The sequence below is a fragment of the Actinomadura opuntiae genome (assembly GCF_030283205.1).
GTDB lineage: Bacteria > Actinomycetota > Actinomycetes > Streptosporangiales > Streptosporangiaceae > Spirillospora.
On the sequence record NZ_JASNWF010000012.1, the window covers coordinates 59,144 to 72,588 of the forward strand.

General features: G+C 69.5%; 13 protein-coding genes. 5 read left to right on the forward strand and 8 right to left on the reverse strand.

Going from position 1 to position 13,445, the window contains the following annotated elements:
• The first annotated feature begins 58 nt into the window (after positions 1–58).
• The gene (locus QP089_RS25605) at positions 59–1,585 is read left to right on the forward strand and encodes a polyamine aminopropyltransferase (protein ID WP_285914615.1); all 1,527 of its coding nucleotides are present in this window, start codon (positions 59–61) and stop codon (positions 1,583–1,585) included.
• 21 nt (positions 1,586–1,606) lie between these two features.
• Here QP089_RS25605 and QP089_RS25610 read toward each other — a convergent pair whose 3' ends face one another.
• A complete protein-coding gene (locus QP089_RS25610) occupies positions 1,607–2,311 on the reverse strand; it encodes a MerR family transcriptional regulator (protein WP_285914616.1) in 705 nt (234 codons plus the stop codon).
• Positions 2,312–2,388: 77 nt separating this feature from the next.
• On the opposite strand from QP089_RS25610, the gene QP089_RS25615 reads away from it, so the two are divergent.
• Positions 2,389–3,531, forward strand: a complete 1,143-nt coding sequence (locus tag QP089_RS25615; protein WP_285914618.1) for an acyl-CoA dehydrogenase family protein — start codon at positions 2,389–2,391, stop codon at positions 3,529–3,531.
• A gap of 103 nt (positions 3,532–3,634) precedes the next feature.
• On the opposite strand, the gene QP089_RS25620 is transcribed toward QP089_RS25615, so the two are convergent.
• Complete coding sequence (locus QP089_RS25620) at positions 3,635–4,738, reverse strand: restriction endonuclease (RefSeq protein WP_285914619.1); 1,104 nt, start codon at positions 4,736–4,738, stop codon at positions 3,635–3,637.
• Between QP089_RS25620 and QP089_RS25625 the strand changes: the two genes are divergently transcribed.
• Positions 4,722–5,777 carry a hypothetical protein gene (locus QP089_RS25625; protein WP_285914620.1) on the forward strand — a complete coding sequence of 352 codons (1,056 nt, stop codon included), beginning with the start codon at positions 4,722–4,724 and terminating at the stop codon, positions 5,775–5,777. The genes QP089_RS25620 and QP089_RS25625 overlap by 17 nt on opposite strands.
• 107 nt (positions 5,778–5,884) lie before the next feature.
• Here the strand turns inward: QP089_RS25625 and QP089_RS25630 are convergent, their stop codons facing one another.
• A complete protein-coding gene (locus QP089_RS25630) occupies positions 5,885–7,084 on the reverse strand; it encodes a glycoside hydrolase family 1 protein (RefSeq protein WP_285914622.1) in 1,200 nt (399 codons plus the stop codon).
• 103 nt (positions 7,085–7,187) lie between these two features.
• Here QP089_RS25630 and QP089_RS25635 point away from each other — a divergent pair, with 103 nt between their 5' ends.
• Complete coding sequence (locus QP089_RS25635) at positions 7,188–8,705, forward strand: family 20 glycosylhydrolase (RefSeq protein ID WP_285914623.1); 1,518 nt, start codon at positions 7,188–7,190, stop codon at positions 8,703–8,705.
• Between the two features lie 19 nt (positions 8,706–8,724).
• A complete protein-coding gene (locus tag QP089_RS25640) occupies positions 8,725–9,297 on the forward strand; it encodes a TetR/AcrR family transcriptional regulator (protein ID WP_285914625.1) in 573 nt (190 codons plus the stop codon).
• Between the two features lie 4 nt (positions 9,298–9,301).
• Here the strand turns inward: QP089_RS25640 and QP089_RS25645 are convergent, their stop codons facing one another.
• The 5 genes from QP089_RS25645 to QP089_RS25665 all read right to left on the reverse strand — a co-directional run bounded on the left by QP089_RS25645 (position 9,302) and on the right by QP089_RS25665 (position 13,315).
• Complete coding sequence (locus tag QP089_RS25645) at positions 9,302–10,129, reverse strand: hypothetical protein (RefSeq protein ID WP_285914626.1); 828 nt, start codon at positions 10,127–10,129, stop codon at positions 9,302–9,304.
• 165 nt (positions 10,130–10,294) lie between these two features.
• A complete protein-coding gene (locus QP089_RS25650; protein WP_285914628.1) occupies positions 10,295–10,741 on the reverse strand; it encodes a hypothetical protein in 447 nt (148 codons plus the stop codon).
• 116 nt (positions 10,742–10,857) lie between these two features.
• A complete protein-coding gene (locus tag QP089_RS25655) occupies positions 10,858–11,358 on the reverse strand; it encodes a hypothetical protein (RefSeq protein ID WP_285914630.1) in 501 nt (166 codons plus the stop codon).
• Between the two features lie 20 nt (positions 11,359–11,378).
• Positions 11,379–12,983, reverse strand: coding sequence for an alpha/beta hydrolase (locus QP089_RS25660; protein ID WP_285914633.1), 1,605 nt, complete (start codon positions 12,981–12,983; stop codon positions 11,379–11,381).
• Entirely contained in the window at positions 12,983–13,315 is a 333-nt protein-coding gene (locus QP089_RS25665; protein WP_285914635.1) for a hypothetical protein, read from the reverse strand. Before QP089_RS25665 ends, QP089_RS25660 begins: the two co-directional genes overlap by 1 nt.
• Between the last annotated feature and the right edge of the window lie 130 nt (positions 13,316–13,445).

Here is a 13,445-nt window from a genome sequence, read left to right on the forward strand (position 1 = left end):
CGGCGACCCGGAAGCCGCCGCCGGGAAGGCGCCCGCCAGGCTGGGCGCGCCCGCCCGGGTGGCGCGCGCGCTGGTCCTGGCCGCCGTGTTCACCTGCGCGGCGTGCGGCCTGGTGTACGAGCTGGCGCTCGTCGCGCTCGGCAGCTACCTGGTCGGCGACTCGGTCACCCAGGCGTCGATCGTGTTGTCGGTCATGGTCTTCGCGATGGGCATCGGGTCGCTGCTGGCCAAGCCGCTGCAGAAGCACGCCGCCGCCGCGTTCGCGATCGTCGAGGGCCTCTTGGCGCTGGCCGGCGGACTGTCGGTGCTCGCGCTGTACGCCGCGTTCTCCTGGCTCGACCTGTACGTCCCGGCGCTGGTGGTCATCGCTTTCACGGTCGGCGGGCTGATCGGCGCGGAGATCCCGCTGCTGATGACGCTGCTGCAGAAGATCCGCAAGCAGGACGCGGGCAGCGCCGTCGCCGACCTGTTCGCCGCCGACTACGTGGGCGCGCTGGTCGGCGGGCTCGCGTTCCCGTTCGTGCTGCTGCCGACGTTCGGGCACATCAAGGGCGCGCTGCTGGTCGGCGTGGTGAACGCGGTCGCCGGCGTCGCGGTCGTGCTGTGGCTGTTCCGCCGCCGGCTCGGACGCCTCGCGCGAGTCGGGATCGGCCTCGGCATGGTGGCGGTGCTGGCCGTCCTCGGCACGACGTACGCGCTCGCCGACCGGATCGAGGTGACCGCCCGGCAGGCGCTGTTCCAGGACCCGATCGCGCTGGCGAAGGACACCCCGTACCAGGAGATCGTGATCACCAGGAAGATCACGCTCGCGGGCGGCACCGACCTGCGCCTGTTCCTGAACGGCGACCTGCAGTTCTCCTCTGCGGACGAATACCGGTACCACGAGTCGCTCGTCCACCCGCTGATGTCCGGGCCGCACGGCAACGTGCTGATCCTCGGCGGCGGCGACGGGCTGGCGCTGCGCGAGGTGCTGCGCTACCCGGACGTCCGCAGCGCGACCCTGGTCGAGCTCGACCCGGAGATGCTGCACCTCGCCCGCACCTACAAGGCGCTGGTGTCGCTCAACCACCGCTCGCTCGAAGACCCGCGCGTCCGCGCCGTCGACGCCGACGCGTTCACCTGGCTGCGCGGCCAGAGCCGCCGGTTCGACGCCGTCATCGTCGACATGCCCGACCCGGACGACGTGCCGACCGCGAAGCTGTACTCCGTCGAGTTCTACGGCCTGGTCAAGCGGGTCCTGGCGCCCGGCGGCCGGATGGTCGTCCAGTCCGGTTCGCCGTACTTCGCGCCGAAGTCGTTCTGGAGCATCGAGAAGTCCATCGCCGCGGCGGGCCTCGCCACCACCCCGTACCACGTGGACGTGCCGAGCTTCGGCGACTGGGGCTTCGTGCTCGCCGCCCCCGCCGCGCGGCCGCCCGCGCTCGCGCTGTCGCCGCGCGTCCCGCCGCTGCGCTTCCTCGACCCGGCCGTCCTGCAGGCCGCGGCCGTCTTCCCCAAGGACCGCCGCTCCCGTGACGTCGACGTCAACACCCTCGTCCACCCCCGCCTCGTCCAGTACGAGGGCCAGGAGTGGAAGGACTCCTAGGCGCGGTGCGCGTGGTGGGGTTCAGGCGCGGTCGGTGGAGGTGCGGATGGCCTTGTCGACGGCGTGCTGGAACGAGGACACGAGCGACTGGATCATCAGGGGCTTGAGCTTGCCCGCCAGCTCCATGAGCCGGTCGCGTTCCTCGGGTGAGCGGCCGCTCTCGCGGTAGGGGCGGACGACGGTGTCCTGGAAGACCTGCTGGAGTTCGGCCGCCAGCGCGGTGGTGTGGCGTTCGACGGCCGCGTGCGAGGCGACCAGGGTCTCCAGCGGCATCGGGAGCGCGGCCAGTTCGGCGCTGATGCCGAGCAGCGCCGGCATGACGACGCGGACGGTGTCCGGTGCGACGTGCTCGACGACGCCGAGCGCTTCGAGGCGCTGGAGGGTGGCGTCGTCGAGGTGGCGCCCGGCGCGGCGGTCCAGCTCGTGCCGGGCGAGTTCCTCGGGACGTTCCGGCGCCCACGGCGACAGCAGCGCGCGTTGCAGCGCGAGGTCCTCGGCGGGCGCGTCCAGCGGGATCTTGCGCAGGTGCTTCTCGATGGCGGCGAGCGTCAGCCCGAGCGACTGGAGTTCCCGGACGAGCTCCAGCCGCGCGAGGTGGTCGGGGCCGTAGAGGCCGGTCCGGCCGCGCAGCCGGGGCGGCGGCAGCAGCCCGCGCCCGGCGTAGTAGCGGACGGTGCGGACGGTGACCCCCGCGCGCGCGGCCAGCTCGTCCACGGTGAGGTCCATAGCCGCTCCTTTGACGTGACAGTGCCAGTGTTACATTAATGCTGTATCAGCACGCACTTACCGAGGGAGACCGCCGGATGGCACGGAAGATCTTCACCGAGGAGCACGAGGCGTTCCGCGACATGGTCCGCGCCTTCATCGAGAAGGAGATCGCGCCGTACCACGAGCAGTGGGAGAAGGACGGCGTCGTCTCCCGCGACGTGTGGCTCGCCGCGGGCCGCCAGGGCCTGCTCGGCATCGACATGCCCGAGGAGTTCGGCGGCGGCGGCAACCCCGACTACCGCTACTACGTCATCCTCAACGAGGAGTTCGCGAAGGCGGGCGTGCACGGCCCCGGCTTCTCGGTGCACAACGACATCAACGGCGGCTACCTGCGCCAGCTGTGCAACGACGAGCAGAAGGCGCGGTGGTTCCCGGGCTACTGCTCCGGCGAGATCATCACCGGCATCGCGATGACCGAGCCCGCCGCGGGCTCGGACCTGCAGGGCATCAAGAGCACCGCGCTCAAGGACGGCGACCACTACGTCCTGAACGGCTCCAAGACGTTCATCTCCAACGGCATCCTGTCCGACCTGGTGATCGTGGTCGCGAAGACCGACCCGTCCGCCGGGGCGAAGGGCGTCAGCCTCCTCGTCGTCGAGCGCGGCATGGAGGGCTTCGAGCGCGGCCGCAACCTCGACAAGGTCGGCATGCACGCGCAGGACACCGCCGAGCTGTTCTTCGACAACGTCCGCGTCCCCAAGGAGAACCTCCTCGGCGAGGAGGGCTTGGGCTTCATCTACCTGATGACGAACCTGGCCCGCGAGCGGCTGTCCATCGGCGCCACCGCGATGGCCGCCGCCGAGTCGGCGTTCGAGCAGACCCTGGAGTACTGCAAGACCCGCGAGGCGTTCGGCCGCCCGATCGGCAAGTTCCAGCACAACCGCTTCACGCTCGCCGAGATGAAGACCGAGCTGACCATCAGCCGCTCCTTCACCGACGAGTGCATCGTCAAGGAGGGCAAGGGCGAGCTGAGCGTCGACGAGGCGGCGATGCTCAAGTACTGGAACACCGAGCTGCTCAAGCGCGTCGTGGACCGCTGCCTCCAGCTGCACGGCGGCTACGGCTACATGATGGAGTACCCCATCGCCAAGGCCTACCAGGACGTCCGCATCCAGACCATCTTCGGTGGCACCACCGAGATCATGAAGGAGATCATCGGCCGCGGCCTCGGCGTCTGACCCCGCTGGAAATGCTGGGGACGGGGCGCGCCGCGTCCCCAGCGGCTTCCGCGCTTCATCGGGAAGGACGCGGAAACGCCGGAATCATCGGTGACGAGGCCTGTCAGTCGATGACGACGCCATGATCGCGGGCCAGTCCGGCCAGACCGTCTGCGTAGCCCTGACCTACCGCGCGCAGCCGCCAGCCGCCCTGGCGGCGGTAGATCTCTGCGCAGATCAGGACGGTCTCGGCGGTGGGATTCGTTGCGAGGGCGTGCACCGTGCCGTCCCGCTCCGTCACCGAGAGCCGGACGGGACCGGGTGGCCCGCTCGTTACCAGAAGGATGGAGCACACGTCCGTGGCCAGCCGCGCCAGGTCCGCGCGGACCTGGCGGGTCGCGGTGTCCAGGCCGACCGCGCCGTCCTTGGAGACCGGCTGGTTGTAGAAGACGAAGTCGGCGTCCGAGCGGACCTTGCGGTCATGGCCGAGGAGCAGGGCGCACGGGTCGTGGTCGGCGGTGGGCAGAGTGAAGGAGCACGTCAGCACCGGTGAGGAGATCTTGACGTTCTCGCCCGCGCGGAGCGGAACCGCAGGAGCGGAGGGTTCCGCCCTGTCGGGATCCGGATCGCGCCAGCCGTCCGGCGCCTCGATGCGGGCCTCCACCCCCGCGTGCTCCTGAAGGAGGTAGAGCAGGTTGGCGCCGTCGAGCAGCTCGATGGGCTTGTTCTTCGCGAAATCGAAGGACGCCTGGCCGTACCCGCTGGTCGTGACGAGGATGCCCTTGGAGGCCCCCTCGTTCTGCAGCGTTCCGTAGAGGTCGCGGACGGCGGAGACCCCGACGGTGTTCCGGTAGCGCTTCGCCTGGATCACGACCTTGCCGCCCATGATCGGCCGCGGGTCGTAGGCGACGCAGTCGACGCCGCCGTCCCGGGACGGCCTGGTCTGCCGGGTCTCCAGGCCCATCCTGGTGAACAGGTTCTGGATCAGCCCTTCGAACTCCGTCGGCGTCATCTCCAGAAGGTTCGGCCGGTCGTCGAGATCCCCGAGGACATCGCTCTCCTCGACGAACCGCGGATCGACCATGCTGAACTCCAGCACCGGTCGCACCGGCGCGAGTTCGGCGGTGTTCCGGGAGACGCCCGCGCCGAGGTGTTTCAGGCAGGCCGCCGGGTCGACCCGCGCGAGATCGAGCTCGGAGAACGTCTCCCTGGTGGTGCGCAGGGTCAACAGGCAGGGCCGGACGGACGGAGCGGCCCGTCGCGCCGTCGATGGTGTCCACCATGCCGTTGAAGACGATGGTCGTGACGTGGCCGGCGGCGTCGGCTGCGAACAGGTCCCGGACCACGCGCAAGGCGACCTGGCTGACGATGGACGTGTACTGGGCCTTGACCTGCGTCGCCGGGCGCTTGGTCTCGGTGACGGAGTCCGATGCCTTGACGTATCTGTAGATCTTGACGGTGGGGACGACGTCGATGGCCGGCAGTTCGTACTCGACCACGAGCTGGGCCGAGTCCGGGACGTACGCCAGCCGCCATTTCGACGGGAACCCGTCGGGATACGAGATGGTGTTGAGGACCAGGTCGAAGTAGGCGGTCACGGCGTCGGGGCGCCTCTCGGCGAGTTCCCGCTTGAAAGCATCGATCTCGGCGTGCTGTCGCCGCGCCCGTTCTTCCGCCTCTCTCGTCCGGCGTGCGTGTTCTTCGCGAAGGCTGTCCACTTTCGCCTGACGGGCCTGTTCGCGCTGGGCGTGTTCGGCGCAGGCACGCTGGTATTCCAGTTGTCCCTGCTGGACCAGTTCTTCGTGCCGTGCCCCGCCGAAGAGCTTGGACAGGCCCGTTTGTGGAGGCGGCAGGAAGCGCTCCGGCCGCGGCGGGGGTATCGGATGACCCGAGATGCCGGGATCGAAGGGCTCCCGGCGCGGCCTCTCCTTGAGCCGCTCCAGGTCGAAGCGCGTCTTGGTGCGCAGGCCCGAGACCAGGATGGAGTCCAGTTCGGCCAGACGCTGGGCGAGACTCTCATTCATCGCCGCCACTTCGGCGATCCGGGATTCGACGTACAGACGCTTGCGCTCCTTCTCGTCGGCCGCCTGAGCACGCTTGTAGGCGGCTTGGGTGCGAGCCGCCTCCCGTTGCGCGGCGGCCTCCGCCCGCCTCCGTGCAGCCGCCGCGCTTTCGGCCTCGCGCTGCATTCGCGCGACCGCGGCCATGAATCCCTGACGCCTCGCCATTCACCTCACCCGTCGATGACGACCCGGAGACCCGCGTAGGTCCTTCCGTTAACGTTAAGCATCAGGCCGGTCGATGAGGCACTTTTTGCCTGATCAGGTCAGCCGTTCCGTGCCGTTCTCTCCGGGCTGCCGAGTGTTGTGGCCGGTCAGCCGGTCGGGGGAGCGGGGATTTCGGCGGTGCGGGCCAGGGTGCCGAGCCAGTGGGCGGACGGTTTGGGGGTGCGGGCGAACGTGCGGCGGTCGACGGCGATGAGGCCGAACGTCGGCTCGTAGGAGCCCCACTCGTAGTTGTCCAGGGCGCTCCAGTGCAGGTAGCCGCGCACGTCTATGCCGTCGCGCAGTGCGGCGGCGAGGCCGCGCAGCGCGCCGGTGGTGTAGTCGATGCGGCGGGCGTCGTCGGCGGTGGCGATGCCGTTCTCGGTGACGATGATCGGGACGGACGGCCCGACGATCCCGGCGGCGTGCCGGACGGCCTCGCCGAGCGCCTCCGGGTAGTACTCCCAGCCGGGGATGGTCTTCTCCGCGTCGTCCGGCACGGGCAGAGGGCCGTCCTTGCCGACCCGCGTGCGGCTGTAGGACTGGACGCCGATCCAGTCGTCGCCGCGCGCGGCCTCGATGTAGCGGTCCTCGCGGGGCCAGGCGTGGGCGCGGCAGGCGTCCTCCGCGCCCGGCTCCGCCGGCTGGTACACCTGGTTCGCGATCGTCCAGCCGATCGCGGTGCCGGGGAGCAGGCGGTGCAGGACGTCGCGGGCCGCGTGGTGCGCCGCGATCAGGCCGTCGCCGACGGCCTCGTCCGGTTCGAGGCGGGTGTAGTCGGCGTCGAAGTCGCGGCGGACCGCGTGCATGAGCGCCAGCATGTTCGGCTCGTTGATGGTCACGACGTGGCGGACGTGTCCGTCCAGGATCGGCGCGACGGCTTCCACGTACCGGACGAACAGGTCCGTGGCGTCCGGCGCCGTCCAGCCGCCCGACTTGGCGAACCAGAGCGGGGACGTGAAGTGGTGCAGCGTCACGACGGGTTCGAGGCCGCGTTCCCGGGCCCCTTCGATCATCCGGCGGTAGTGCGCGAGGGCGGCGTGGGAGATCTCGCCGCGGGCCGGTTCGATCCGGGCCCATTCGACGCCGAACCGGTAGGCGTTGAAGCCGAGCCCGGCGAGCAGGTCCATGTCCTCGCGCCAGCGGTGGTAGCTGTCGGCGGCGTCGCCGCTGGGCTCGCGGACCCGGGTGCCGGACGCGTGCTCGAACGCCCACCAGTCGCTCCCGGTGTTGCCGCCCTCGATCTGGTGCGCCGCCGTCGAGGCGCCCATCAGGAAGCCGCGGGGGAGGGCGAATGCGTCTGCCGGCATGCTCGGCCTTTCGTTCGGGGGAGCGTCAACGCGAAAACCATACATCGATCGGAATTCATGGTAGCGTCCGACGCGTCCGACGACCCCGGCCGAGGAGGCAGCGTTGATCCCAGCGCCCGTCCGCCAGACGGCGGCGGAAGGCGTGTGCCGCACGGACCGGCCCTGGCACGTCCGGGCGGACGACCCGTCCCTGGACGAGACGGCGCACGTCCTGGCCCCGCATCTGCGCGGCGGGGCCGGCGCCGGTGAGATCGTCCTCGCTCTGGGCGACGTCCCGCTGGAGCCCGGTGCCATCGGCGTCCAGCCGTCCGGCGACTCCGATGAGTGCTACCGCCTCACCGTCGAACCCGACCGCATCACCTGCACGGCCCGCACCCCGCAGGGCATCGCCCGCGCGGCCGCCGGCGTGCTGCAGATCCTCGCGGAAACCCCGGAAACGCCGTGCCGCGTCATCGACGACGCGCCCCGTTATGCCTGGCGCGGCCTCATGGTCGACCCGGCCCGCCACTTCATCGCACCGGACGACCTGCGCCGCCTCATCGACCTCGCCGCGCTCTACAAGCTGAACGTCCTGCACCTGCACCTGACCGACAACGAGGGCTGGCGGCTGCACATCGCAACCCGCCCCGCCCTCACCGCCGGGACTCCGCACTACAGCGCCGCCGAGTACGCCGCGCTCCAGGAGTACGCCGCCGCGCGGCACGTCACGGTCGTCCCCGAGATCGACCTGCCCGGCCACAGTGCCGCCGCGCTGCGCGCCTATCCCGATCTCGGCACGCTGCCCCGGCCGTCCTGGTACCCGGCCGACGCACCGTTTCCCGCGCCCCTCGACCCGAACGACCCGCACACCCGCGCGTTCATCGTGGACGTGCTGGCCGAGACGGCCCGGCTCACCTCCGGCCCGTTCGTCCACTTCGGCGGCGACGAGGCGCTCGGCGCGGACGAGGCGTCGTTCACCGAGGCGGTCCGCCTCGCGCGCGAGGCGCTGCGCGTCGCGGGCAAGCGGCCCATCGGCTGGCAGGAGTCGTCCCGCGCCGGCATCGAACCCGGCGACCTCGCCCAGTTCTGGGTGGACGTCCCGATGATGGACCTCCCGCAGACCCAGGAGGAACTGGACGAACGCCCCGAACTCCTCGCCGCCGGCCATACCCTCGCCCGCACCAGGGCGCTGACCAAGTTCTTCGCGCCGACCAACGACGACCTCGACCGGATCGTGCGCGGCGGCGGACGGGTGCTGCTGTCCCCGCAGTCGCACCTCTACCTTGACCGGCCCTACGACCCGTCGATCGTGCCGCCCGACCAGGCCGAGTTCGCCGCGCGCCTCGGCTTCGCCTACCGGCCCCGCGACATACGGCACGCCGCGTCCTGGGACCCGTCCGCCTACGACCTCGCCCCTGACCAGATCATGGGCGTCGAGGCGACCCTGTTCGCCGAGGACTTCCAGGGCTTCGCCGACCACACGGCCCTGCTCCTGCCGCGCCTGCCCGGCGTCGCCGAGGCCGCGTGGTCGCCGTCGCCGCCGTCCTGGGACGACTACCGGGACCGTCTCGCCGTCCAGTCCGTCCTGTGGCGGGCGCGGGGCCTGACCGCCCTCCGCTCGACCGAGATCGACTGGCGCTGACCTCGATAAGGTGAGGACCATGGCGAAACGCGGCCCCTACCGCAAGGGCGAGGCGAAGCGGGCCGAGATCCTCCGGGCCGCCCTGGAGATCTTCGCCGACGAGGGCTACCGGGGCACGTCGCTGCGCAAGGTCGCCGCCCGCTGCGACCTCAGCCTGCCCGGCATCATGCACTACTTCGAGTCCAAGGAGGACCTGCTCACCCAGGTCCTGCGCGTCCGCGACGAGGCAGAGCGCGCCCGCCACCCCGAGTTCGACCTGGTCGAGGACACCCTCGACGTCATGCGCCAGGGCATGCGCACCCCCGGCCTGGTCGAGCTGTTCGTCTCGATGGCCGCGTCCGCGGGCGACCCCGACCATCCCGCCCACGACTTCTTCCCCCGCCGCTACGAGCTGCTGCGCAAGGCCGCCGTCGAGCACATCCAGAAGGCCATGGACGAGGGCGCCATGCGCGCCGACATCCCCGCCGAACGCCTCGCCGTCCTGCTCCTCGCCGTCGCGGACGGCATCCAGCTGCAATGGCTCGCGGACCGCTCCATCGACATGCAGCAACCCCTCGCCGACGCCCTGAACCTCCTCCGCCCCACCCCCTGACCGATCAGACGATCACCCCGGCCGTGGAGTGCGTGCCGATCTCGGTGTTCCCCGCGATGTACCGGAGGTAGCAGATCGGGAAGTCGGCGCGGTCGCGTCGTGCGCCCGTCAGGTAGGTCGGGCGGTCGCGGCCCGGAACCTTCGCGGCCTCGACGCGCTCGAGGTCGAAGAAGTGCCATCCGTTGTCGTCGCGCTCCCGCGTCTTGGCGCACAGGCGCTCGTACTCGGCGAGCCAGGCCGGGGGGTCGATCCCGAGGCCGGCCCGTTGCGGCGGGATCGCCGCGCGTATGGCGGCGGCCACCTTCGCGCGGGCCTGGTCCGACGTCGCGCCGGTGACCGGCCCGGCCGACGACACCGACACCAGCGCGAGCTCCAGGGTCTCGAGCGTCTGCTGGTAGGCGTAGACCAGGTCGTCGCAGTGCTCCAGTTCGGCGCGCCGGGACAACTCCGCCATCTCCGGGGACATGTAAAGGTGGACGCGGTTCTGCGAGTGCCCCCCGAACTCCACCATGTAATTGCCGATTCCGGCCATCATGCCTTTCTTGCGGTGATCTTCCAAAGTGACCAGGTCGAGACTGGCATTGGTCTCGTAGACGCCGGCCTGCAGATAGACCGCGGTGTTCGTGCCCGAGGACGCGTGCCTCCGGATCGTGAGCCTGCCCTGGAAGTGGTCGCCTTCGGGCGCGCAGACGATCTCGTAGTCCGGTGCTTCGGCCCCGGCGGGAGGGCTGGTGGATCCGGCGTCCCGCAGCCAGCCGCGGGCCGGGTCCAGCTGTTCCGCCGCCAGAATCCCGGCGTGGCCGACCGGGTCCGGATTCTGCTTCAAAGGCATGGCGTACCTCCCCGTTATCCTTCGGCTTTGAAGGATGTGTGCAGTACAGCACGCGCCCTTTTTGATCGCAATACGCCGATCACTCTATGTGGGCGACGACGAGATGGTGTCCATTCCGCTTCTGGTCGTGCGCTTGCGCTCGTGGTAAAGCGCGCCCCGCTGGCGTCAGCGACGGTGGTCCCTGGGGTCTCGGACGCAGTCCGACCCCACGCTCAAAACGATGCGGTTCGCGTCATGCAGTGCCTCGACCCTGAAACCGTAGCCGTAACCGTAGCGGTAGTTCGAGGCGTGGCCCGCGAGTTCTGTGATCGTCCTGCCGCCTGTCGCGGGCCGGAAGGACGAGATCGCCCAACCGGAGCGCTCCGCGTACGCCTTCAACCGCATGACCGCCGGCACCGCCCTGTCCGGCGGCATGCCGTCGATGCTGGAGAAAGACGCGATGTTGTACGGACTGAATTCCCCGTCTTCGAAATATCGAACGTCGAACTGGTCGCAGGGTGCGGAGCCACCTGTGGGAGCGGTGGCGTCCTTACGCGCGTCCAAGGCATGGATGATCTTATAGAAGAAGGCATCGAGTCCGTCCGACAACTTCTTCTCGTCGGCGACTGTCAAATGCTCTTCCTCAACCTGATGCGTGCATCCGGACGCGGTGGCGCACATCAGCAGGAGGGCCAGGAGGGCCAGGAAGGCCGTCGGCCGGCCGGTCCGGCGGTACGTCGCCCGCCGCCTCAGCGACGGTGGTCCCTGGGGTCTCTGACGCACTCCGACCCCACACTGATGACGATGCGCTTCCGATCGTCCAAGAGTGCCTCGACGTTGAAGTCAAAGCCGCCGTCCGGGTCGTGACCCGCCAGTTCCGGCCCTTTCCGAGGGTCGTCGGCTGGCACGAACTTCGTGATCTTCCATCCGACGCGCTCTGCGTACGCCTTCAACCGCATGACCGCCGGTACCGCCTTGTCTGGTGGCATGTCCTCGATGCTGGAGAAGGACGCTATGTTGTACGGGCTGAACTCTCCATCCTTGAAATACTGAACGTCGAACTGGTCGCAGGGCGCGGAGCCCCCGGTGGGCGCTGTGGCTTCCTTGCCCGCGTCCAGGGCATGGATGATTTTGTAGAAGAAAGCGTCGAGCCCTTGCGACAGCTTCTTCTCGTCGACGATCTTCACCTCGTCTTCCTTTCCATGGTGGGTGCACCCGGAGGCGGCGACTGCGAACAGAGCGATGATCACCAGGAAGGTCCGTACGCGTTTCACGACGGCGGCTTGCCGGAGTCAAGGCCGACGCGTCCGTAATCTCCTACGACGACCAGTGCCTGGTTCCTCAGGCTTCCCTTCCTGATATCCCAGTAGCCGCTGTGCCCTTCCGTGTCAGTCGTCATCGCGTTGCCGCCGAACTCCTCGTCTCCGGGGACGAATCCTCCCCTGCCGCCGAGGATCGGCCCGGCATAGCCGGTCAGGTCGCCGGGCGCCGACTCCGACCAGAAGTGTCGCTGGTCGATGTGCAGTTGCTTCACGTTGTCGACGCCCATCCCAGGGCTGCCCACCGCGACCATGTCGTCCACGTTCAGTCCATTGCCATGGGTAGCCGCCTCGCCGATGAGCCGTGTCCCGTAGCTATGCCCGATCACGGTCACGTGACCGGGCTGGCCGGCGTCGCCCTGCGTCTGGCGCACGCCGTCGACGAAACCGTCGAGGGCCGGTGCGCCCTGTTCGGCGTAACTCGCGTTGGCCGCGTTGTGGAGCCCATCGGGCGCGTCGTAGCCCAGCCACATGATGGAGGCGACCTGGCCGTGCGCATACTTCTGGCTCTCTGACCAGATGCGCTCATTCCTCCGCAGTATCCCATCGACCTTGTTCAGGTCCTCCCCGGTTCCCGGGACGTAGACGGACGTGTGGGGAGCGGTGTCGGGGTTGCCGAAGGCGACGATGGCCTGCCCGTCCTTGTCGTTGCGCAGCCCCAGAAGATAGACATCGCGCGGAGCCACGGTCCGTTTCCTGTCGATCCCGCCCTTCTCGTAGAGATCGAGCACCCCCTGGAGTTTCACCAGACGGCGTTCGTCGTCGGTTCGGGGGCCGCCCCTGGCCTCGATGTCGGCGATGCGGCTCTGCAGGTCGGTGCGGTTCGCCTCGTCGCGGTCCTCAGACGGAATGCCGTTCAACCAGCCGATCTTGCTGGGATAGGCGTTCATCAGCAGGTGGCGTTGCTCTTCGGGAAGGCTCCGCCACCAATGCGCGATCTCGGCGGGCGTCTTCTTACCCTGGGGTGGGATGTCGTCCGGTTTGAAGCCGGCGAGCCGTGTCGCCAGGCCCGCGTCCTTGCGGAGTTCGGCCAGCGGGTTGCGGCGGTCGAGGATGCCCGCGTCGAGGCTGCGCAGCGCGGCGGCGATCTCGTTGTCGGCCTTGGTGGCGTCGTCCAGGGCTATCTTCAGCTTGCCGTGGATCCGGTACGCCGCGAGCTTGTACTCGTCCCAGGTGGAGAAGCGTGGCGGAAGGGCGTCGGGGAAGGACAGCGAGCCGTCTTCGCCGACCTTGAGGTAGGCGGCCTCCGCCTCGGAGATCGCCGTGTTGAGCTTGAGCTGTGCGATTCGGAAACGGTGTCCGGCCGTGTCGAGCACGCTCGCGACCGCGGACGCCTCGGTCGCCGAGACCCTGATCCGTTCCTGGACCGGGACGAGGTTGCGCATGGCGGCCTCGGCGTCGCGGCCCTGCCATCTCGAGTTCCGGACGCCGCCCAGAAGCCGGGTGCGGTAGGCGTCCTCGGCCTGCTCGAGCCGTTCGACGAGCACCCGCCAAGATCGCCAGGCCGTGTCGAGTTCTCCAGGCCGGGCGTCCCGGAGGTCGCTGAACGAGACCACTATCGCTTCCCGGTGCGGATCTGCTGGATCCTCCGCGTGGTCTCCTGCTCGGCCCAGGTGTGGTTGCGGGCGGATTTCTCCACGGCCGAGCCCAGGTAGTCGATCTCGTCCGCCAGTCGGCTGACGGCCCGATGCCACTGCGTCGCGAGTTGCGTCATCGCGGCGGCGGTCGCCCAGCCGTGGCCGAGCGCGGCGGCGGCTTGATCGGTCGGCGGCCCGAACGCCCTGGCTCCCGCCCTGATGGGGGCTTCGACGTCCGGGGCGCTCTTGCCGGCGGCGGCAAGCGCTCCGCTGTCCACCGCGGAGACGCCGCTTCCGCCCGGCTGCGTCATCGGCCGTCCCCTCGGATCATCTGACGTCATGAATCGACAAGAATCGTGTCGAAGTGTTGCGAAAGCGGTCAAGGTGGCTGGCGGGATGGCCTCAAGCGGACAGGGGCCAGGGCTCGCTCGCCTCACTCGG